The 22,534-nt window shown below is 52.5% G+C and carries 20 protein-coding genes; 16 read left to right on the plus strand and 4 right to left on the minus strand.

Annotated features, from left to right (window positions below; all coding sequences use genetic code 11):
• The first annotated feature begins 146 nt into the window (after nucleotides 1-146).
• The 13 genes from NBA72_RS03255 (at nucleotide 147) to NBA72_RS03315 (ending at nucleotide 11,551) form a co-directional block, all read left to right on the plus strand.
• On the plus strand, nucleotides 147-641 hold the full coding sequence (locus NBA72_RS03255) for a TIGR00645 family protein (RefSeq protein WP_000439335.1): 495 nt from the start codon (nucleotides 147-149) through the stop codon (nucleotides 639-641).
• Nucleotides 642-947: 306 nt separating this feature from the next.
• The gene (locus tag NBA72_RS03260) at nucleotides 948-2,591 is read left to right on the plus strand and encodes a methyl-accepting chemotaxis protein (RefSeq protein ID WP_021000782.1); all 1,644 of its coding nucleotides are present in this window, start codon (nucleotides 948-950) and stop codon (nucleotides 2,589-2,591) included.
• 84 nt (nucleotides 2,592-2,675) lie between these two features.
• Nucleotides 2,676-2,963, plus strand: coding sequence for a DUF2623 family protein (locus NBA72_RS03265; protein WP_001059119.1), 288 nt, complete (start codon nucleotides 2,676-2,678; stop codon nucleotides 2,961-2,963).
• Between the two features lie 189 nt (nucleotides 2,964-3,152).
• Nucleotides 3,153-4,271, plus strand: a complete 1,119-nt coding sequence (gene hybO, locus NBA72_RS03270; protein ID WP_000145429.1) for a hydrogenase 2 small subunit — start codon at nucleotides 3,153-3,155, stop codon at nucleotides 4,269-4,271.
• Nucleotides 4,272-4,273: 2 nt separating this feature from the next.
• Nucleotides 4,274-5,260 (plus strand): hydrogenase 2 operon protein HybA, encoded by a 987-nt coding sequence (gene hybA, locus NBA72_RS03275; protein WP_001081721.1) that lies wholly within the window; start codon nucleotides 4,274-4,276, stop codon nucleotides 5,258-5,260.
• A complete protein-coding gene (gene hybB, locus NBA72_RS03280) occupies nucleotides 5,250-6,428 on the plus strand; it encodes a Ni/Fe-hydrogenase cytochrome b subunit (protein WP_000017678.1) in 1,179 nt (392 codons plus the stop codon). Before hybA ends, hybB begins: the two co-directional genes overlap by 11 nt.
• Nucleotides 6,425-8,128: a hydrogenase 2 large subunit gene (gene hybC / locus NBA72_RS03285; RefSeq protein ID WP_000083044.1), complete on the plus strand. Its 1,704-nt coding sequence runs from the start codon at nucleotides 6,425-6,427 to the stop codon at nucleotides 8,126-8,128. The genes hybB and hybC overlap by 4 nt, the downstream gene beginning before the upstream one ends.
• On the plus strand, nucleotides 8,128-8,622 hold the full coding sequence (locus NBA72_RS03290; protein ID WP_001221960.1) for a HyaD/HybD family hydrogenase maturation endopeptidase: 495 nt from the start codon (nucleotides 8,128-8,130) through the stop codon (nucleotides 8,620-8,622). Before hybC ends, NBA72_RS03290 begins: the two co-directional genes overlap by 1 nt.
• Nucleotides 8,615-9,103, plus strand: coding sequence for a hydrogenase-2 assembly chaperone (gene hybE / locus NBA72_RS03295; protein ID WP_000004951.1), 489 nt, complete (start codon nucleotides 8,615-8,617; stop codon nucleotides 9,101-9,103). The genes NBA72_RS03290 and hybE overlap by 8 nt, the downstream gene beginning before the upstream one ends.
• Nucleotides 9,096-9,437: a hydrogenase maturation nickel metallochaperone HypA gene (hypA, locus tag NBA72_RS03300; protein ID WP_000544945.1), complete on the plus strand. Its 342-nt coding sequence runs from the start codon at nucleotides 9,096-9,098 to the stop codon at nucleotides 9,435-9,437. Before hybE ends, hypA begins: the two co-directional genes overlap by 8 nt.
• A gap of 27 nt (nucleotides 9,438-9,464) precedes the next feature.
• Nucleotides 9,465-9,713, plus strand: coding sequence for a hydrogenase maturation factor HybG (gene hybG, locus NBA72_RS03305; RefSeq protein WP_000334887.1), 249 nt, complete (start codon nucleotides 9,465-9,467; stop codon nucleotides 9,711-9,713).
• Between the two features lie 75 nt (nucleotides 9,714-9,788).
• Nucleotides 9,789-10,841: an ABC transporter substrate-binding protein gene (locus NBA72_RS03310; protein WP_001032017.1), complete on the plus strand. Its 1,053-nt coding sequence runs from the start codon at nucleotides 9,789-9,791 to the stop codon at nucleotides 10,839-10,841.
• Nucleotides 10,841-11,551, plus strand: coding sequence for a molybdate ABC transporter substrate-binding protein (locus tag NBA72_RS03315; protein WP_042948758.1), 711 nt, complete (start codon nucleotides 10,841-10,843; stop codon nucleotides 11,549-11,551). Before NBA72_RS03310 ends, NBA72_RS03315 begins: the two co-directional genes overlap by 1 nt.
• A 67-nt stretch (nucleotides 11,552-11,618) precedes the next feature.
• On the opposite strand, the gene yghU is transcribed toward NBA72_RS03315, so the two are convergent.
• On the minus strand, nucleotides 11,619-12,485 hold the full coding sequence (gene yghU, locus NBA72_RS03320) for a glutathione-dependent disulfide-bond oxidoreductase (protein WP_000774852.1): 867 nt from the start codon (nucleotides 12,483-12,485) through the stop codon (nucleotides 11,619-11,621).
• Nucleotides 12,486-12,711: 226 nt separating this feature from the next.
• Here yghU and gss point away from each other — a divergent pair, with 226 nt between their 5' ends.
• Nucleotides 12,712-14,568, plus strand: a complete 1,857-nt coding sequence (gss, locus tag NBA72_RS03325) for a bifunctional glutathionylspermidine amidase/synthase (RefSeq protein ID WP_017466052.1) — start codon at nucleotides 12,712-12,714, stop codon at nucleotides 14,566-14,568.
• Between the two features lie 669 nt (nucleotides 14,569-15,237).
• A complete protein-coding gene (locus NBA72_RS03330) occupies nucleotides 15,238-16,296 on the plus strand; it encodes a methyl-accepting chemotaxis protein (protein ID WP_020899247.1) in 1,059 nt (352 codons plus the stop codon).
• Between the two features lie 299 nt (nucleotides 16,297-16,595).
• Here NBA72_RS03330 and uxaC read toward each other — a convergent pair whose 3' ends face one another.
• The 3 genes from uxaC to uxuA all read right to left on the minus strand — a co-directional run bounded on the left by uxaC (nucleotide 16,596) and on the right by uxuA (nucleotide 20,787).
• Complete coding sequence (gene uxaC / locus NBA72_RS03335; RefSeq protein ID WP_000190180.1) at nucleotides 16,596-18,008, minus strand: glucuronate isomerase; 1,413 nt, start codon at nucleotides 18,006-18,008, stop codon at nucleotides 16,596-16,598.
• Between the two features lie 11 nt (nucleotides 18,009-18,019).
• Nucleotides 18,020-19,492, minus strand: coding sequence for a fructuronate reductase (locus tag NBA72_RS03340; RefSeq protein ID WP_000437132.1), 1,473 nt, complete (start codon nucleotides 19,490-19,492; stop codon nucleotides 18,020-18,022).
• Nucleotides 19,493-19,602: 110 nt separating this feature from the next.
• Nucleotides 19,603-20,787, minus strand: coding sequence for a mannonate dehydratase (gene uxuA, locus NBA72_RS03345; protein ID WP_000815487.1), 1,185 nt, complete (start codon nucleotides 20,785-20,787; stop codon nucleotides 19,603-19,605).
• Nucleotides 20,788-21,191: 404 nt separating this feature from the next.
• On the opposite strand from uxuA, the gene NBA72_RS03350 reads away from it, so the two are divergent.
• Entirely contained in the window at nucleotides 21,192-22,496 is a 1,305-nt protein-coding gene (locus NBA72_RS03350; RefSeq protein WP_000784371.1) for an MFS transporter, read from the plus strand.
• Nucleotides 22,497-22,534: the final 38 nt, after the last annotated feature.

The following is a 22,534-nucleotide window of genomic DNA, read 5'->3' on the forward strand; positions in this document are numbered from 1 at the left end:
GTGTACGCTCCGGTTTTTGCGCGCTGTCCGTGTCCAAACTGGCTGCGCCAATAACGCCTGGTGGGATAGGCTCTTAACTGCATGTTGATCTGATGTTGCATGGTTGAGATATACTGTTGCTGGTTTTAGTTACCTGACAGGTCCCTATGGAACGCTTTCTTGAAAATGTAATGTATGCGTCTCGCTGGCTGCTCGCGCCGGTGTATTTTGGCCTCTCTTTGGCGCTGATCGCTTTAGCGCTAAAATTTTTCCAGGAAATTCTACACGTTCTGCCGAACGTTTTTGCCCTGGCGGAAGCCGATCTGATTCTGGTGCTGTTATCGCTGGTTGATATGACGCTGGTCGGCGGATTGCTGGTAATGGTTATGTTCTCCGGGTATGAGAATTTTGTCTCTCAGCTGGATATCTCTGCGGGCAAGGAGAAGCTGAACTGGCTGGGGAAAATGGATGCGACGTCGCTAAAAAATAAGGTGGCGGCATCGATAGTCGCTATCTCTTCCATTCACCTGTTACGCGTGTTTATGGATGCGAAAAACGTCCCGGATAACAAATTAATGTGGTATGTCATCATCCATCTGACCTTTGTCCTGTCGGCGTTCGTGATGGGCTATCTGGACAGATTGACGCGGCATAACCATTGAGCCGCCGTCAACGGCGGGGCAGTCGGGCAAAGGACGCTGAGCCCGGCTGTAAAACAGCGCTACTTTAACGGCGGATAACCGCCTCCCTGCAGCCTTACGCAATATTTTTACTACATCTATTCATTTACTCAGTAATAAGACTAAAAGATTTTCTCTGCGTTCACAGATATATAACATCTGCGGGTACGTAAACGGCGATAACTGTAAAAAAATGGAGAATGCATTATATATTCTCCGCGCCTTGCCGATAACGAGAGTGCGTCATCATCAGATGACTAATCTCTTATATTCAGCAAGGAAATTCATATGCGTTTGCTGCAAAACTTTACTATTCGTATGGTCATGCTGACGATACTGGGACTTTTTTGTCTACTCTGGTCGGGGGTGGGGTTATACAGCGTCCATGCTTTATCCGAAGTTTCGGAAGGAAATGATATTGACCGGCATCTTGTGCGGCAAATGACGGTGCTAAGCCAGGGTAACGATCAATATTTCCGCTTTGTTACCCGCCTTAGCCGCGCGATGGATGTAAAAATCGGCGGCGGCACGCCCGATTTTGCGCCCGCCCGGCAGTCGCTCGAGAATATGCGTCAGAAGCTGGAGGAGATGAAAGCGCTATCGCCAGGGCCGATGAACCCTGATATCTCAAGGGAGGTCTTGTCCAACTGGCAGGCCTTGCTGGAGAAAGGCGTCGTTCCTCAAATGCAACTGGCGCAGCAAGGATCGCTAACCGCCTGGAGCGAACATGCCAGTACGGTCACGCCCGCACTCAGTCGCGCGTTCGGCGCCAGCGCGGAACGGTTTAGTCATGAAGCTGGCGCCATGCTGGATAACACACGTGTGATGGTCGATGGTAAAACCTATACCATCCGCATCCTGCTTATCACGGCGGTGATTCTGGGCATTGCTATCCTGATTTTTACCGATCGCTATCTGGTTGCAATGATGGTGAAACCGCTGGAGCGCATCCGTCAGCAATTTCAGCGCATCGCGCAAGGCGATCTTAGCCAGCCGATTGAAGCGTTGGGGCGTAACTGCGTAGGCCGGTTGGTGCCGCTACTACGCGCGATGCAGGACAGTTTACGCGAAGCCGTGAGTACGATCCGCGCCGGAAGCGACAATATCTGGCGCGGCGCGACGGAAATTTCTACCGGTAATAACGATCTCTCTTCCCGAACGGAAGAACAGGCCGCTGCGCTGGAAGAGACGGCCGCCAGCATGGAACAGCTTACCGCAACGGTGAAAATGAACGCCGAACACGCTCGCCAGGCGAGTCAGCTTGCGGATGCCGCCTCGCTAACGGCAGGAAAAGGCGGTGAACTGGTTTCCGATGTGGTAGAAACAATGAACGGTATTTCCGCCAGTTCGCAGCAGATCGCCGAAATTACTACCGTGATTAATAGTATTGCTTTCCAGACCAATATTCTGGCCTTGAACGCAGCGGTAGAAGCGGCCAGAGCGGGCGAGCAGGGACGCGGCTTCGCGGTGGTCGCCGGTGAGGTACGTAACCTGGCCAGCCGCAGCGCGGGGGCGGCGAAAGAAATTGAAGCCTTAATTGGCGAATCGGTACGTCGCGTAGCGCAGGGCGCGCAGTTGGTCCAGGAGACCGGCGCGACGATGGACGCCATCCTGCGCGGCGTCACGGAAGTGACGACGATTATGAAACAGATCGCGTCCGCCTCCGAAGAACAGAGTAAAGGTATTTCTCAGGTTGGCGTGGCGATTACGCAAATGGATAGCGTTACGCAACAAAACGCCGCGCTGGTTGAGCAGGTTTCCGCGGCGGCAGCGGCGCTGGAACGGCAGACGGAGGATTTGCAACGCTCCGTACAGCAGTTCCGGCTTTCCGCTAGTGAGCCGCAACAACGCGTAACGGCGAAAGCGGCGCCTGGCGTTCAGAGAATGGCGTCGACTCCCGCACAGTCTACTGATGAATGGGTTGCCTTCTGATGTGAAGCAAAAAAGCGCGTAATGCGCTGGCCTTCATTTAATTAGTCGCTATATAATTTATTATATAGCGACTAAGGAGGTCAGATGAATAATCATTTTGGGAAAGGGTTAATGGCCGGGTTGCACGCGCCATATGCATATAGCGCGCATCATGCGGTGAATTTCTGTTCTGAGTATAAACGTGGCTTTGTATTGGGTTTTACACACCGTATGTTCGAAAAGACCGGCGATCGTCAACTTAGCGCGTGGGAGGCCGGAATTCTGACGCGTCGCTATGGTCTGGATAAAGAAATGGTGATGGATTTCTTTAAAGAGAATCATTCCGGGATGGCGGTTCGCTTCTTTATGGCCGGTTATCGACTCGAAGGTTGATCCAACAGGGGTATTATCTTGCTTTAATTAATTACACTATCGCCTCTTCCCTTCGTTTTACTGTTCCGTCGAAGTATTATGGCGCACATAACCATAAAAAAAGTGTGGTAAATGGCGTACCGATCGCAATAACTTCTTCGCGAACAGTGCAAAATAAAAGCCAGGTCTTCGTAACGGAATAACTATAAAATGACTGGAGATAATACTCTCATCACTTCTCACGGCATTAACCGTCGTGATTTCATGAAGCTTTGTGCAGCACTGGCCGCTACTATGGGGCTCAGTAGCAAAGCCGCCGCAGAAATGGCAGAATCGGTATCCAATCCACAGCGTCCGCCCGTTATCTGGATTGGCGCTCAGGAGTGTACCGGTTGTACCGAATCACTGCTTCGTGCTACACACCCAACCGTTGAAAACCTCGTTCTGGAGACCATCTCTCTGGAATACCACGAGGTACTTTCCGCCGCATTCGGTCACCAGGTCGAAGAAAACAAACATAACGCTCTGGAGAAGTATAAAGGGCAATATGTTCTGGTGGTGGATGGTTCTATCCCACTAAAAGATAACGGTATCTACTGCATGGTTGCCGGCGAGCCGATCGTGGATCACATCCGCAAAGCCGCCGACGGCGCAGCTGCGATTATCGCTATCGGTTCCTGCTCGGCATGGGGCGGCGTTGCTGCGGCTGGCGTAAACCCAACCGGCGCTGTCAGTCTGCAGGAAGTCTTACCGGGCAAAACGGTTATCAATATTCCAGGTTGTCCGCCAAACCCGCATAACTTCCTGGCGACCGTCGCGCATATCATCACTTACGGCACGCCGCCGAAGCTGGATGCGAAAAATCGTCCAACCTTTGCCTATGGCCGTCTGATTCATGAGCATTGCGAACGTCGTCCACACTTCGACGCAGGCCGTTTTGCCAAAGAATTTGGCGACGAAGGCCACCGTCAGGGCTGGTGTCTCTACCATCTTGGCTGTAAAGGGCCGGAAACCTGGGGCAACTGTTCTACGTTACAGTTCTGTGACGTTGGCGGCGTCTGGCCAGTGGCGATCGGTCATCCTTGCTATGGCTGTAACGAAGAAGGTATCGGCTTCCATAAGGGCATTCACCAGCTTGCTCATGTCGAAAACCAAACTCCGCGTTCAGAGAAACCTGACGTCAATATGAAAGAAGGCGGCAATATCTCTGCGGGCGCTGTCGGTCTGCTTGGCGGCGTAGTCGGTCTGGTTGCCGGCGTCAGCGTGATGGCGGTACGTGAACTGGGGCGTCAGCAAAAGAAAGATAACGCTGACTCACGGGGAGAATAACCGTGAACAGACGTGACTTTATTAAAGCAGCCTCCGGTGGAGCATTGCTGTTGGGCGCCGCGCCGTCTGTCAGCCATGCGGCTGCAGAAAACCGTCCGCCGATTCCAGGTTCGCTGGGTATGCTGTATGACTCCACTCTGTGCGTGGGCTGTCAGGCCTGCGTCACAAAGTGTCAGGATATCAACTTCCCGGCGCGTAACCCGGAAGGGGAGCAGACCTGGTCGAACAACGACAAGCTGTCGCCGTATACCAATAACATTATTCAGGTATGGCGTAGCGGTACGGGCGTGAACAAAGATCAGGAAGAGAACGGCTATGCCTACATCAAGAAACAGTGTATGCACTGCGTCGATCCTAACTGCGTTTCCGTTTGCCCGGTGTCGGCGCTGAAAAAAGATCCGAAAACCGGCATCGTCCACTATGACAAAGATGTCTGCACCGGCTGTCGTTACTGTATGGTTGCCTGCCCGTACAACGTACCTAAGTACGACTACAACAACCCGTTTGGCGCGCTTCACAAGTGTGAGCTGTGTAACCAGAAAGGCGTTGAGCGTCTGGATAAAGGCGGTTTGCCTGGGTGTGTGGAAGTTTGTCCGGCAGGGGCCGTCATTTTCGGTACTCGTGAAGAGCTGATGGCGGAAGCGAAAAAACGTCTGGCCCTCAAACCAGGCAGTGAATATCACTATCCGCGCCAGACGTTGAAAACGGACGACACCTATCTGCATACGGTGCCTAAATACTACCCACACCTCTACGGTGAAAAAGAGGGCGGTGGTACTCAGGTGCTGGTGCTGACAGGCGTTCCTTATGAAGATCTGGATCTGCCGAAGCTGGATGACCTTTCAACCGGAGCGCGCTCCGAGCATGTTCAACACACGCTTTATAAAGGCATGATACTACCCCTGGCTGCGCTGGCGGGCTTAACCGTGCTGGTTCGTCGTAATAGCAAAAACGACCATCACGATGGAGGAGACGATCATGAGTCATGATCCAAAACCGCTGGGCGGAAAAATCATCAGTAAACCGGTCATTATTTTTGGACCGTTAATCGTCCTGTGTATGCTCCTTATCGTGAAGCGTCTGGTCTTCGGATTGGGCTCCGTTTCCGACCTGAACGGCGGTTTCCCGTGGGGCGTCTGGATTGCCTTTGACCTGTTGATCGGCACCGGCTTTGCCTGCGGCGGTTGGGCGTTGGCATGGGCGGTGTATGTCTTTAACCGTGGGCAATACCATCCGTTGGTGCGCCCGGCGTTGCTGGCAAGCTTGTTTGGTTACTCGCTGGGCGGCCTGTCGATCACTATCGACGTCGGTCGTTACTGGAACCTGCCGTACTTCTACATTCCAGGTCACTTCAACGTGAACTCGGTACTGTTTGAGACGGCGGTCTGTATGACCATCTACATCGGCGTGATGGCGCTGGAGTTTGCGCCTGCCCTGTTTGAACGTCTGGGCTGGAAAGTGTCGCTCAAGCGTCTGAATAAGGTGATGTTCTTCATTATCGCGCTGGGCGCGCTGCTGCCGACGATGCACCAGTCCTCAATGGGGTCATTGATGATCTCGGCGGGCTATAAAGTGCATCCGCTATGGCAAAGCTATGAAATGTTGCCGCTGTTCTCGGTTCTGACCGCGTTTATCATGGGCTTCTCTATTGTCATATTTGAGGGTTCGCTGGTTCAGGCAGGCCTGAAAGGAAACGGTCCGGATGAGAAAAATTTGTTTGTTAAGCTGACGAATACCATCAGCGTGCTGCTGGCGATTTTCGTCGTCCTGCGCTTTGGCGAACTGATTTATCGCGACAAGCTGTCCTATGCGTTTGCCGGCGATTTTTACTCCGCTATGTTCTGGATTGAAGTCGTCCTGATGGTCTTCCCGTTAGTGGTGCTGCGTGTGGCGAAACTGCGTAATGACTCTCGTATGCTGTACCTGTCGGCGCTAAGCGCGCTGTTGGGCTGCGCGACGTGGCGTCTGACCTATTCGCTGGTGGCATTCAACCCGGGTGGCGGCTACCACTACTTCCCAACCTGGGAAGAATTGTTGATTTCTATTGGTTTTGTGGCTATTGAGATTTGTGCATACATCGTACTCATTCGTCTACTGCCGATACTTCCTCCTTTAAAACAAAACGATCATAATCGTCATGAGGCGAGCAAAGCATGAGCCAGAGAATTACTATTGATCCGGTAACCCGTATTGAGGGTCATTTACGCATTGACTGCGAAATTGAGAACGGCGTCGTATCCAAAGCATGGGCGTCCGGCACCATGTGGCGCGGTATGGAAGAGATTGTGAAGAACCGCGATCCGCGCGATGCGTGGATGATTGTGCAGCGTATTTGCGGCGTTTGTACGACAACTCACGCGATCTCTTCCGTTCGTGCGGCAGAAAGCGCGCTGAATATTGATGTTCCCGTCAACGCGCAGTATATCCGTAATATTATTCTGGCGGCGCATACCACCCATGACCACATTGTCCATTTCTACCAGCTCTCTGCGCTGGACTGGGTGGACATTACCTCTGCGCTGAAAGCCGATCCGGAAAAAGCTTCTGCGATGCTGGATGGCGTGTCGAGCTGGCACCTGAACAGCGCGCAAGAGTTCACGAAAGTTCAGAACAAGATCAAGGATCTTGTCGCCAGCGGTCAGTTAGGTATTTTCGCCAACGGCTACTGGGGGCACCCGGCAATGCAGTTACCGCCGGAGGTCAACCTGATTGCGGTCGCCCACTATCTGCAGGCGTTGGAATGTCAGCGTGATGCTAACCGCGTGGTGGCGTTGCTGGGCGGTAAATCGCCGCATATCCAGAACCTGGCGGTCGGTGGGGTGGCGAACCCGATCAATCTCGACAGTATCGGTACGTTGAACCTTGAACGCCTGATGTACATCAAATCGTTTATCGATAAGCTGAGCGATTTTGTCGAGCAGGTGTATAAAGTGGATACCGCAGTCATCGCGGCCTACTATCCGGAATGGCTGGAGCGCGGCAAAGGCGCGGTGAACTACCTGAGCGCGCCGGAATTCCCGACCGACGGTAAAAACGGCAGTTTCCTGTTCCCGGGCGGTTACATTACCAATGCCGATCTGTCGACATACCGTCCGATCACCTCTCACTCCGACGAGTTCCTGATTAAAGGTATTCAGGAGAGCGCGAAGCACGCCTGGTACAAAGATGAAGCGCCGCAGGCGCCGTGGGAAGGCACTACGATCCCGGCTTACGACGGTTGGTCGGATGACGGTAAATACTCATGGGTCAAGTCGCCGACATTCTACGGCAAAACCGTCGAAGTCGGGCCGCTGGCGAACATGCTGTGTAAACTGGCTGCAGGTCGTGAATCCACCCAGACCAAGCTCAATGAAATCATTGCGCTTTATCAGAAGCTGACCGGTAAAACGCTGGAAATGGCGCAACTTCACTCTACGCTGGGTCGTATCATCGGGCGTACCGTTCACTGTTGTGAACTGCAAAACATATTGCAGGATCAATACAACGCGCTGATTGTAAATATCGGCAAAGGCGATTACACCACGTTTGTGAAGCCGAACATTCCGGCGACGGGCGAGTTCAAAGGCGTGGGCTTCCTGGAGGCGCCGCGCGGTATGCTGTCTCACTGGATGGTGATTAAAGACGGTATTATCAGTAACTATCAGGCAGTGGTGCCATCGACCTGGAACTCAGGTCCGCGTAACTTCAACGATGACGTGGGGCCGTACGAACAGTCGCTGGTCGGTACGCCGATCGCCGATCCGGCGAAGCCGCTGGAAGTGGTACGTACCATCCACTCCTTCGACCCTTGCATGGCGTGCGCGGTACACGTGGTGGACGCCGATGGCAATGAAGTGGTCTCGGTGAAGGTTTTGTAATGCGGATATTAGTCTTAGGGGTCGGCAATATTTTGCTGACCGATGAAGCCATCGGGGTACGTATTGTTGAAGCGTTAGAGCAACGATACACCCTGCCGGATTTCGTTGAGATTCTGGATGGCGGTACGGCGGGAATGGAACTTCTTGGCGATATGGCGAATCGGGATCATTTGATCATTGCCGACGCCATCGTGTCGAAAAAGAACGCGCCGGGAACCATTATGGTACTGCGCGACGATGAAGTTCCGGCGTTGTTCACCAACAAAATCTCCCCCCATCAGCTTGGACTGGCCGACGTATTGTCGGCCCTCCGCTTTACCGGCGAGTTTCCGAAGAAACTGACCCTGGTCGGCGTTATTCCACAGTCGCTGGAACCGCACATCGGCTTAACGCCAACCGTAGAAGCGATGATTGAACCTGCGCTTGAGCAGGTTCTTGCTGCGCTGCGTGAATCCGGCGTCGAAGCAATTCCTAAGGAGACGGCGCATGTCTGAAACGTTTTCCGGATTCGACACGGCGCCCGTCGCTCGGGTTCAGGCGGCGTTTGAAGAGATAGCCCATCGTTCGATGCACGATCTTTCGTTTTTGCATCCGACTATGCCAGTGCATGTCTCTGATTTTACGTTGTTTGAAGGACAATGGACGGGCACGGTAATTACGCCGTGGATGTTAAGCGCATTAATCTTCCCTGGCCCGGACCAGATCTGGCCCGGGCGTACCGTCGGTGAAAAACTCGGTCTGCAACTGCCTTATGGCACGATGACCTTTACCGTTGGCGAACTGGAAGGCGTTTCGCAATATCTTGCCTGCTCGTTGATGTCGCCGCTTTCCCGTAGCCTGTCGCCGGAAGAGGGCGTCCGGCTGGCGGATGACTGCGCGCGGATGCTGTTATCCCTGCCGGTAAGCAATCCTGATGCGCCGCAGACAAGCCGGCGCGCGTTGCTGTTTGGCCGTCGGAGCTGTGAGAATGCATGAGCTGTCTCTTTGCCAAAGCGCCGTTGAAATTATTCAGCAGCAGGCAGAACAGCACGGCGTGGCGCGCGTCACCGGCGTATGGCTGGAGATAGGCGCGCTTTCGTGCGTTGAAGAGCGCGCGGTTCGTTTCAGCTTTGACATCGCCTGCCAGGGGACTTTAGCGCAAGGGTGCGAATTGCACATCGACTACAGACCGGCCCAGGCCTGGTGCTGGGATTGCAGTCAGGTGGTGGAAATTCTCAGGCATGACGCGCAATGTCCGCATTGTCATGGCGATCGCCTGCGGGTGGATACCGGCGATTCGTTGAAAGTAAAAAGTATTGAGGTCGAATAACCCGCATTTTATTTCAGGTGGTTAATTATGTGTATTGGCGTCCCCGGTCAGGTGCTGGCCGTCGGAGATGATATTCACCAGCTTGCGCAGGTGGAAGTGTGTGGCATCAAACGTGATGTCAATATTGCTCTGATTTGTGAAGGTAAGCCAGCCGATCTGATAGGGCAATGGGTATTGGTACACGTTGGTTTTGCGATGAGCATCATTGACGAAGACGAAGCGAAAGCCACGTTAGATGCGCTGCGCCGCATGGAGTACGACATCACCAGCGCGTGATCCCTTAATCACCTCTATTATATCGCTCTATAATCGTTGTATAATTATTTATATATCGATTATGGGGCGAAACCTATGAATAAATTTTTGCGCCAGCTCTCTCTGCTGGCGTTGCTTTTTTGCTGGCCGTTAATGTCACAGGCGGCGCGTACTTTTACCGATCAACTTGGCCGCCAGGTCACGGTTCCCGATACCGTCGACAGAGTGGTGGTGCTCCAGCATCAAACGCTCAATCTCCTTGTACAGATGAATGCCACTGACAAAATCGTTGGGGTCATGGCGAACTGGAAACAGCAATTAGGCGACGGCTATGCGCGTCTGGCGCCGGAACTGGCGCAAAAAGCCTCGCTGGGCGATCTAACGCACGTTGATCCTGAAAAACTGGTGGCGCTGCGCCCGCAGGTGGTGTTTGTCACGAATTACGCTCCGCAGGAGATGATCGACAAGATCAGCCGTCTTGGCATTCCGGTGGTGGCGATTTCGCTGCGCCATGATGTTGCTGGCGAGCAGGCTAAAATGAACCCGACCCTGGCCGATGAAGAGCAGGCTTATAATCGCGGGCTGCGTGAAGGAATAACGCTGATTGGCGATATCGTCAATAAACCGCAGGAGGCGAAAGCGCTGATTGAGGCGATGGATAAAGGTCGCAAGATGGTCAGCGACCGTTTGCAGTCGGTTCCTGAAAATGAGCGGGTTCGCGCCTATATGGCGAATCCGGAGTTGACCACCTACGGTTCCGGTAAATATACCGGTCTGATGATGGCCCATGCGGGGGCGCTGAATGTAGCGGCATCCTCGGTGAAAGGCTTTAAGCAGGTGACAATGGAGCAGGTGATCGCCTGGGATCCGCAGGTGATCTTTGTCCAGAATCGCTATCCAAAGGTCGTCAATGAGATCCTGCACAATCCCCAGTGGCAGGTCATTGACGCGGTGAAGCATCATCGGGTTTACCTGATGCCGGATTATGCCAAAGCCTGGGGATATCCGATGCCGGAGGCGGTGGGAATCGGCGAACTGTGGATGGCGAAAAAACTCTATCCGGAAAAATTCCACGATATTGACATGCAAAAGGCCGCTAACGACTGGTATCAACGTTTTTACCGTACTGACTATCAGGGCGTACAGTGATGCGAATACTGGCTGCGGGGAGCTTGCGCGTCGTCTGGCCGCAGCTAATGACGGCGTTTCAGGCGGATGCGGTATGTGATTTCGGTCCGGCGGGGCTGTTACGTGAACGCATCGAAGCGGGCGAAGCATGCGACTTTTTTGCTTCGGCGAACCTGGCGCATCCGCAGGCGCTGCTGGAAAGCGGGCGGGCGCTGCGGGTCGCGCCTTTTACGACGAACCGTTTGTGTCTGAGCGTGCGGGCACAGGCGATGCGTGAAGGCGAGGACTGGCTGTCGCTATTAACCCGGCGGGATCTGCGGATCGGCACCTCAACAGCAGGTTGCGATCCTTCCGGCGATTATACGCAGCAGCTTTTTTCGCGGATGGGCAAGGAGGGCGAAGCGATCCGAAAACGCGCGGTAGCGCTGGTTGGCGGCAGGCAGACTTTGCCGTTACCGGCGGGCCGGCTGGCAGCGGAATGGCTCATCAATCATGATTACACCGATATCTTTATCGGCTATGCCAGCTATGCTCCCAGGCTACGGCTGGTTAATTCGCTGCGAGTGGTTGATATCCCGGAACCTTATAATCCCGTGGCTGAATATGGCTTTGCCTGCCTGAGCGAGCAGGGAAAAACGCTTGCCGACTTTTTACTATCAGCACGGGCGAGGTTGATTCTCATGCAACATGGGTTTAGTGAAGCGCCGAATATGACACACCCGCAGAACTGATAAGCGAAGCGTCAGCAGGGAATACCATGCCGGATGACGACATTACTACCCCATCCGGCATTATGGTTTAACTTTGACGTTTATCTTCGGTATGGTTTTCGAAGTCGCTGGCGTCATGGCGTTCGTGAAGCTGTTCGTTCAATGGGCCGTTGGTCCGGTTGACAATGCGCCCCCGCTTTACCGCCGGACGTTCGGCTACCTGTTTCGCCCAGCGTTGTACGTTTTGATAACTTCCGGCATCCAGAAACTCCGCTGCATCATAGACATTCCCCAGCACCACGTTGCCGAACCACGGCCAGATGGCCATATCGGCAATAGTGTACTCTTCTCCCGCGACATACGGGTGGTGAGCTAACTGCTTATCCAGCACGTCCAGCAGACGCTTGGCTTCCATGGTGAAGCGATTAATGGCGTACTCAATTTTTACCGGCGCATAATGATAGAAATGACCGAAACCGCCGCCGAGGAACGGCGCCGCGCCCTGTAGCCAGAACAACCAGTTAAGGGTTTCTGTGCGCTTAGCCAGATCCTGCGGCAGGAAATGGCCAAACTTATCCGCCAGATAAACAAGAATTGCGCCCGACTCAAAAACTCGAATCGGCGGGTTGTGTGAGTTATCGCGCAGCGCCGGGATTTTTGAGTTCGGATTGATGTCAACAAAGCCGCTGGAGAACTGATCGCCCTCGCCGATGCGAATCAACCAGGCGTCATATTCGGCGCCGGTCACGCCCAGCGCCAGGAGCTCTTCCAGCATAATAGTCACTTTCTGGCCGTTAGGCGTCCCCAGCGAATAAAGCTGTAACGGATGTTTGCCGACGGGCAGCGTTTTGTCGTGCGTCGGGCCGGAAACCGGGCGATTAATGTTAGCGAACGCGCCGCCGCCGGATTTATCCCACGTCCAGACTTTTGCGGGTTGATAAGTATTATCTGCCATATTGACCTGCCTTCACAGTGGTGGTGTTGAAGCAGTGTAGCAGCTTGCTAGTCGGACATTTAACCGATTGGGACATTCCGGCGAGTGAAATTTTAACCTTCTGGCCTCAGTGTGCCTTATTGAGGTGTATGATTATGTCGACCTCTGTCCGGTTAGTGTCACAGAGCAGACAATCAGAGCGAAATCACGCCAGGCTGCTCAGGCGGTCTTGTTTTGAGGTAAGTGCATGAGCAAAGGAACCACCAGTCAGGATGCCCCCTTCGGGACATTATTGGGTTACGCCCCCGGCGGCGTAGCGATCTACTCTTCAGATTACAATTCCCTCGATCCGTGGGACGACGACGACGCAGCTTTTCGTAGCTACATCGACGATGAATACATGGGGCATAAATGGCAGTGCGTGGAATTTGCCCGCCGTTTTCTCTTTCTGAATTATGGCGTTGTTTTTACTGACGTCGGCATGGCCTGGGAAATCTTCTCGCTACGTTTTCTGCGCGAAGTCGTGAATGACAATATTTTGCCTTTGCAGGCCTTCCCGAACGGTTCGCCGCGCGCGCCGGAGGCCGGGGCGCTGCTCATCTGGCAAAAGGGCGGCGAGTTTAACGAAACCGGGCACGTCGCGATTATCACCCAACTCCTGGATAACAAAATTCGTATTGCTGAGCAAAACGTTATCCACACGCCATTGCCGCCAGGGCAGCAGTGGACTCGCGAACTGGAAATGGTTGTAGAAAACGGGTGTTACACCCTGCGCGACACCTTTGATGACACGACGATTTTAGGCTGGATGATCCAGACCGACGACACGCAATACAGTTTGTCACAGCCTGACATCGCGAATCAGTCGCTGGCGATTCGCAGCGCAAGACTGCCAGAGAAAGGTCAGTTTGACGGTCCGTGGCTGGATGAGCGCGATCCGTTACAAAAAGCCTATGTACAGGCGAACGGGCACGTTATCAATCAGGACCCGTACCAGTATTTTACCATCACCGAGAGCGCTGAACAGGAGCTTATCAAAGCGACCAATGAGTTGCATTTGATGTACCTGCACGCCACGGACAAAGTTTTAAAAGACGATAATCTGCTGGCGCTATTCGATATCCCCAAAATTCTTTGGCCGCGTCTGCGCCTCTCCTGGCAGCGCCGTCGTCACCATATGATCACCGGTCGTATGGATTTCTGCATGGATGAACGCGGGCTGAAAGTCTATGAATACAATGCCGATTCCGCATCATGCCATACCGAAGCGGGATTAATTCTCGAAAAATGGGCTGAGCAGGGCTATACCGGTAAAGGGCATAACCCGGCGGAGGGCTTAATTAACGAGCTGGCAGGCGCCTGGAAACACAGTAAAGCGCGTCCTTTCGTCCATATCATGCAGGATGATGATATCGAGGAGGACTATCACGCGCAGTTTATGCAGCAGGCGCTGCATCAGGCCGGTTTCGCGAGCAAAATTCTCCGCGGGCTGGGCGAGTTGCGCTGGGATGACGCCGGGCAGTTGATCGATGGCGACGGACGGCTGGTGAATTGTGTCTGGAAAACCTGGGCGTGGGAAACGGCGATGGAGCAGATACGCGAAGTCAGCGAGACGGAGTATGCCGCAGTGCCTATTCGTACCGGGCACCCGGAAAATGAAGTCCGGCTGATTGATGTATTACTGCGCCCGGAAGTGTTGGTGTTTGAACCGCTGTGGACGGTGATCCCGGGTAACAAAGCGATCCTGCCCATCCTGTGGTCGCTCTTCCCGCATCATCGCTATTTGCTCGACACGGATTTTACCGTTAACGATGAGCTGGTGCAGACCGGCTATGCGGTAAAACCGATTGCCGGACGTTGCGGTAGTAATATTGATTTGGTGAGCCATCAGGAAGAGCTCCTGGATAAAACCAGCGGCAAGTTCGCCACGCAGAAAAATATCTATCAGCAGTTGTGGTGCCTGCCGAAGGTCGCCGGGAAGTATATTCAGGTCTGTACGTTTACCGTGGGCGGTAACTACGGCGGTACGTGCCTGCGCGGGGATGATTCATTAGTCATTAAAAAAGAGAGCGATATTGAACCGTTAATCGTCATCAAAGCGTAACGGGGGCATTCTCGTCGGGATATCGGCGTGGGTGCCGATATCCCGCCTGTTGTGTTTACCAGCGAACGGCTATCAGCCTGCCATTTATTGGTAACATATGAGAAATAATATCACAAATTATTCTTAACTTTTCTGACGCAGGCGGTGACGCTCGCCGCGTTGGCGCATCCGTTTCCTGATTTTCGACTAATCGATACTTTTTGCGGCTGGTTACGCTGCGCCCATTCCTTTGGATTTAGGTCATGCCTGTTTGGCGGGTAAACGGACAGCATAATATATTGATGAGTCCAAATGATATTATTGGTCATATAAAAAGTTTACGTTAGGTTATTTTTCTATTGTAAAAGTTTGCGTTTAAACCCTGTCTGCAATCTTCGTGGCGAGATATAGCTACACCTAAGTAAATGCAGTTAATTATTATTCAGCTATTGTTGTCAGCCTTGTAAATAATATTTCCGTATAAAGCGAAGCGACTTCCATCATGACTGTTAATGGTATTGTTGAATAGTTTACTTTGTAATTATTTAAGTTTGGTGGACGTTTTGTCTTATTCTGGTGAGCGTATGGTTATGGCAGATGACAGCCGATTTTTCATTATGTTAGCATGAGTTGATAATACTTTATCCAGGCATAGATCAGGATGTCCACATATAATAAGGAGAATGGTATATGTTTAAAAAAGTATTAGGCTTGCGCCACTGGAATAATAATGTTGTAAAAATACCGCCGCCAGCAGCAGAATCTGGCGCTAATGCGTCTGACGTGGTGGTGGATACTCCTGAGCCTTATGAGCGGATACTGTGTCAAAAAATTCTGATGGGGATCTCGACGATCGATATCATTCGTAATGCCATCATTAAGTCCTGTGAGCAGCTCAACATTGAAAAAGAACGCATTAATGAACTTAACGAACAGAATGATAAAGCCAGAAGTTCATTAAAATCGCTCGTGGAATTTATCACCGAAATTGGCACGACTTCGTCGGATATTGGCTGTCGTATGGGCGACTTAAATACCTCCTTAACGCAAATTAATGCGTGTATTAAAGAGATACAGAAGATCGCTAACCAGACCAATTTGATAGCGATTAACTCCGCGATCGAGGCCGCGCGCGTAGGGGATGCCGGGCGTGGTTTTAGCGTTATTTCGAAAGAGGTGAAAAACCTGTCCGAAGATGTTAAACACAGTTCGAAAAGCGTCAGTACGTTAACCTCTGTAATCAAAGATAATACGGCCAGAGTGAGTGAGGTGCTGGATAACCAACAGCCGGTTATTGATAATATTACGACTAACATAAATCAAATTGTGGAGTCTATTGGCATCGTCATCGATAAATCGCTGAGCATGAAATCGGTCATGCAGTACATCTCTACGGTGCAGTTTTTGAATATTGTCAAAGTTGACCATGTTATCTGGAAAATGGAAGTCTACAAATTACTCTTAAATAAAGACATAAACAGTAAAATAACGATGCACGATCAGTGTCGGCTGGGGAAATGGTACTACGGTTTTGAAGGGCAGCAGTTTAGCAATTACTACAGTTTCCTTAGTCTGGAAGCGCCGCATAAAGAGGTGCATACCGCTGGTCACTCTGCGCTGAACTATTTTGCCGCAGGCGATATGAATGCGATGTCGCAAGAACTCGACAGAATGGAGCGCTCCAGTAATGAGGTGGTTAACCAGCTGGAAATGCTGGCTGTCGATTTATTAAAAGAAACCACACTGTGAAGTCATGAGTTATTACCGTATAACCAACAGGAGCCATTATCAACAGGACTGATGTATCACACTTTCTGCACTGGAGTTATTCCGGACAGAGAAAAAAAGCATGACGCAGAAGATGGCTGTGTTTGTTTACCCGAATCACTTACCTTAGTAAGTGATTCGGGATTAATCAGCGACATCTTTGCTTTTTATCGGCGGCCAGACTTTGGCTGGAAAAGTGCGTTACTGCTAAATTTCTCACTCTCTTACCGCCTTCCTGCCCCTCGAAATACCTGAAACCTGTGCTCACAGATTAATAGCGATTATTTAATCGTGAAATAACGCTGGGCATTATTGAAGCAGATATCCTGAACCATACGGCTTAGCATCGCTTCATCATCAGGAATCTCTCCGTCCTGCGCCCACTGTCCCAGCAGGTTACAGAGAATACGACGGAAATATTCATGTCGCGTATAAGAAAGGAAACTGCGGGAGTCGGTCAGCATCCCGACAAACTGACTTAACAGTCCCATTTGCGACAGTTGCTCCAGTTGGCGCAGCATCCCGTCTTTCTGATCGTTAAACCACCAGCCGGAACCAAACTGCACTTTTCCGGCAATTCCCGGCCCCTGGAAGTTACCGATCATGGTCGCCAGGACTTCGTTATCACGTGGGTTCAGGCAATAGAGGATAGTCTTGGGCAGTTCATTGGTCACATCCATACTGTCGAGCAAACGGGAGAGCGCCCAGCTAATGTTATTATCGCCAATGGAGTCAAAGCCGGTATCCGGCCCCAGCAGGCGGAACATCCGGGTATTATTATTACGGATCGCGCCAATATGTAGCTGCATCACCCAGCCGCGCGCGGCGTACTGACGGCCCAGCCAGACCAGCACCGCCGTGGTAAACTGGGCGATCTCAAGTTCGCTCAACGTTTCGCCAGCCAGACGTTTGCCCAGAATGGCGTCAAGCTGCGCGTCGTCGGGCACCGGCGCAAATCGCAGCGTTTCAATGCCATGATCGGACGCGCGGCAGCCGCAGGCGGCGAAATGGTCGAGACGGCGAGTGAGCGCCTGACGTAAATCGTCGAAACGGGTAATGCTGACATCTGCCGCCGCTTCCAGTTTCCCCAGGTAATCGACAAAGCCGTCCAGTTCGATTTTGAAAACTTTGTCGGGGCGCCAGCTTGGCGCGACTTCAATATCAATGCTGTCGTCGGCGGCTATCTGGCGGTGATATTCCAGAGAATCTATCGGGTCGTCGGTGGTTCCGACCATCCGCACATTCATCTGCTGCATAATACCGCGCGCGGAAAAGGCCGGCGTTGCTAGTTTCTCATTACACTGCGTCCAGATACTTTCCGCGGTATCCGGTCCGAACAGCGTACCTGTAATGCCAAATGGACGGCGTAGTTCAAGGTGCGTCCAGTGATACAACGGATTACCCAGCGTTTTTGGTACGGTATTGGCCCAGGCCATATATTTTTCATAATCGCTGGTCTCTTTGCCGGTGATCAGCGACTCATCCACGCCTGCGCTTCGTAGCGCTCGCCATTTATAGTGGTCGCCTTCCAGCCAGATCTGACCGAGGTTATCGAAACGGCGATCGTCGGCGATTTCCTGCGGACTTAAATGGCAGTGGAAGTCATAAATCGGCATGGGCGCGGCGTATTTATGGTACAGCGTGCGGGCAATGTCGTTTTTCAGTAGAAAATCTTCAGTCATAAACGTAGCCATGATTTATCTCCTTACTTAGCCAGCGCTTCTACCGTGGCTTTCGCGCCATTCTGCAATAGCTGTTGGTAAGCGTCGGTAACGGCTTGCACAAATTCGTGGTTCTTCGGCAGGTCGTTGCCAAAGATAGACTCGATGGCCAGTAGCCCGCGAACGCGTTCTTCCGGCGTCTGATATTGCTGATGAATCGCCTGATACTGCGCGAGCAGCGGATCGACGACATCAATGGTTTTACCTTGCTCATCGACACCGCCGACGTAACGCATCCATCCGGCGACGCCCAGCGTCAGGCGGCGATAGTCATCGCCCTGTTGCAAGTGTAGACGTACCGGGTCCAACAAACGCTGCGGCAGTTTCTGACTGCCATCCATCGCGATCTGCCAGGTGCGGTGTTTCAACGAGGGGTTAGTGAAACGCGCGATCAACAAATTCGCATACCCTTCCAGATCGGTGCCTTCCGGCATTGACAACGTCGGCGCTTGTTCATCAAGCATCAGCGCCAGCGCCGCGCGACGGTAAGCCGGGTTGGTCATGGTATCGGCGATAGTGTCATACCCGCCGAGATAACCCAGATAGGCGAGGAAAGAGTGGCTGCCGTTAAGCATACGCAGCTTCATCATTTCAAACGGTACGACGTCTGCAACGAATTGCGCGCCGACGGTGTCCCAGTCCGGGCGACCATTCACAAAGTTATCTTCGATGACCCACTGGCGGAAGGGTTCGCAGGCGATAGCGCAGGGATCATAAACCCCTAACTGGTCGGCAACCAGTTGTAGCGTCTCTTCGGTCGCTGCCGGAACAATGCGGTCAACCATGGTGCAGGGGAAGGTTACATTGTCGGCAATCCATGCGGCGAGGGCGGCATCGCGAGCTTTTGCCAGGCCGAGGACGGCAGCCTTCGCGACGTGACCATTCTCGCGTACGTTATCGCATGACAACACGGTAAAAGCTTTCAGTCCTTGCTCCCGGCGCATGTTTAGCGCTTCGACAATATAGCCAATGGCGGATTTAGGCTGCTGTGGATGGGCAAGATCGTTTTGGATCAGCGGGTTATTGACATCAAGCTCGCCGCTGGCGGGGTCGGTGCAGTAGCCTTTTTCGGTCACGGTTAAGGAGACGATGGCGGTTTCCGGGCGCGCCATTGCCGCCAGAATCCCTGCATGGCCGTCGAATTCAGGGTGCAGCGCTTCTTTCATTGAACCGATAATTTTCAGTTCGGTGCTTTCTGCGCCGCGTTCTGCAACGGTGTACAGCAGATTTTGCGCTTTCAGGTTCGCGATCAGCCGCGCGTCGTTACCCGGCATCAGGTTCACTTCACAAATGCCCCAGTCGCTGTCGCTCTTTTCCAGTAGATGATGGGTAAAGAGCGCCTGGTGCGCGCGGTGAAACGCCCCGCAGCCCAGATGCACAATACGGGATACCAGACGTGATTTGTCCCAGTTTGGGCGGGCGACGGAAACCTGGGCGGTGGCGATATTCTGTTCCATTGCAAACTCCTGTCATTCGACGTCTTCGCCCGCGATCTCCGGGGCGAGGCATGTTGCTATTGCATTGAGTAGGGGAAATCGCATGACGCGTCGCGCCATGCGAAAGAAGGTTATTTGCTAAAGAAAGCGCGCTGGATAGCCAGTTCGACGCCGCGGACTTCCGCAAGCCCTTTCAGACGGCCAATGGCGGAATAACCCGGATTCGTTTTCTTCTTCAGATCGTCCAGCATCTGATGACCGTGGTCCGGGCGCATTGGGATCAGATCGTCGCTACCTTCGGCTTTACGACGGTGCTCTTCTTCCACAATCGCTTTAACGACTTCATACATATCCACATCGCCGTGCAAATGGGCGGCCTCGTGGAAGGTCTTAGGATTCTCTTCGCGCAGCGTAGAACGCAGATGCGTAAAGTAGATGCGCGGACCAAATTGCTTGATCATATCAACCAGATCGTTGTCGGCGCGCACGCCGTAAGATCCGGTACACATGGTGAAGCCGTTCGCCATGCTATTAACGGTTTCCACCATCCATTGCATGTCTTCAATGGTAGAGACAATGCGCGGCAGGCCGAGAATAGGGCGCGGCGGATCGTCAGGGTGAACGGCCATACGCACGCCAACCTCGTCGGCAACCGGAATAATGGCTTTCAGGAAATAGGCAAAATGTTCACGCAGTTTTGCTTTATCGATATCTTTATACGTCGCCAGGTGTTGACGGAACTGATCCAGCGTATAGCCTTCTTCCGCGCCAGGTAAACCGGCAATAATGTTGCGGGTCAGACGTGCTTTGTCTTCCTCGCTCATGGTGGCGAAACGCCGCTCTGCCTGAGCAATCTCTTCTGCCGTATAGTCGGCTTCTGCTCCCGGACGCTTCAGGATGTGCAGTTCGAACGCGGCGAATTCAATCTGGTCAAAACGCAACGCTTTGGAACCATCCGGCAATACGTATTCCAGATCCGTACGTGTCCAGTCCAGCACCGGCATAAAGTTATAGCAAACCGTATAGATACCGCATTGCGCCAGGTTACGCAGCGTTTGCTGGTAGTTTTTGATCCATAAATCGTACTGACCGGTGTGGGTTTTGATGTCTTCGTGGATAGGTACGCTCTCTACCACCGACCACTCCAGACCCGCCTCTTCAACGATTGCTTTACGTTTCTGGATCTCGTCTACCGACCAAATTTCTCCATTCGGGATATGGTGTAACGCCGTTACCACGCCGGTTGCGCCAGCCTGGCGTACATCTGACAGCGTTACCGGGTCGTTAGGTCCGTACCAGCGCCAGGTTTGTTTCATATCTCGTTTCCTCTTCTTGCGATAACGTCTTCGTGGTTGACCCATTGCCAGCCAACATCGAAACGTGCTTTGTAAACCCGTTCTGCCCCCTAAATTCAACCAAAATTTTTCTCATGTCAACCTTATTGTCTAAATTGGCTAACCAAATCACAAATATCATCATTCACGGTCTGCCAATTTTATTTATTTGATCTGTGTCAATTTTTGCTGGGTGAAAAGCATTCACCATTCAACTTGAAATGAGTTGATGTATTTATTTCAAGAATATTAAGGGCGGGAGTTGCCGCCAGATTTTGACCGGTCCGGATGAGAAAATATTGATTGGTCAACCAATTTTTGTGATTTCAGTTTTCCCGCTACAGGTCAGACGGCGCGGAGCTAATGTTTTTTAACGAGGCTTTATCATGAAGATGACAAAATTAAGATGGTGGATTATCGGCCTGGTCTGCGTAGGGACCATCGTAAACTACCTGTCCCGTAGCTCGCTTAGCGTTGCGGCGCCAGCGATGATGAAAGAACTCCATTTTGATGAGCAACAATATTCCTGGGTGGTGAGCGCCTTCCAGCTTTGTTACACCATTGCGCAGCCGATCACCGGCTATTTGATGGATGTCATCGGACTGAAAATCGGCTTCTTTATCTTTGCCTTGTTATGGTCGCTGATTAACATGGCGCACGCGCTGGCCGGCGGCTGGATAAGCCTGGCATTTCTGCGTGGTCTGATGGGGCTAACCGAAGCGTCAGCGATTCCGGCCGGGATTAAAGCCAGCGCCGAATGGTTCCCGACGAAAGAACGCGGTATTGCGGGGGGCCTGTTTAATATCGGTACTTCGATTGGTGCGATGCTGGCGCCGCCGCTGGTGGTCTGGGCGATGCTGACCTTTGCTGATAGCGGCATCGGTACTGAAATGGCGTTTGTGATTACCGGTGGGATCGGCGTGCTGTTCGCCATCACCTGGTTCCTGATTTATAACTCGCCAAATAAACACCCGTGGATCACCCACAAAGAGCTGCGTTATATCGAAGACGGCCAGGAAAGCTATCTCCAGGACGATAATAAAAAACCGGCCGTTAAAGAGATCGTTAAAAAGCGTAACTTCTGGGCGTTGGCGATTACCCGTTTTCTGGCTGACCCGGCATGGGGAACGCTGAGTTTCTGGATGCCGCTGTATCTGATTAACGTGATGCATCTGCCGTTAAAAGAGATCGCCATGTTTGCCTGGCTGCCGTTCCTGGCGGCGGACTTTGGCTGCGTTGCAGGCGGTTTCCTGGCGAAGTTCTTCATGGAAAAGATGCACATGACCACGATCAATGCGCGTCGTTGTAGCTTTACCATCGGCGCTGTTTTGATGATTTCGATCGGTTTTGTCAGCATTACGACTAACCCGTATGTCGCCATTGCATTGATGAGTATTGGCGGTTTTGCGCACCAGACGCTGTCTACCGTCGTGATTACCATGAGCGCTGACCTGTTCAAGAAAAATGAGGTCGCGACGGTTGCCGGTCTGGCAGGATCTGCGGCATGGATGGGACAGTTAAGCTTCAACCTGTTTATGGGGGCATTGGTCGCTATTATCGGTTACGGCCCGTTCTTCATTGCACTCAGTCTGTTCGATATTATCGGCGCCATCATCCTGTGGGTACTGATTAAAGATCCAGAAAAGCACCACCCGCCAATGACGGAACAGCCGCTGGCGTCTCACCGCTAAAGCTGTCTCGGTTTCACTGGCCTGATAAGCGAAGCGCT

Origin of the sequence: Salmonella sp. NW1250, assembly GCF_051812965.1 — a bacterium.
Classification (GTDB): domain Bacteria; phylum Pseudomonadota; class Gammaproteobacteria; order Enterobacterales; family Enterobacteriaceae; genus Salmonella; species Salmonella enterica.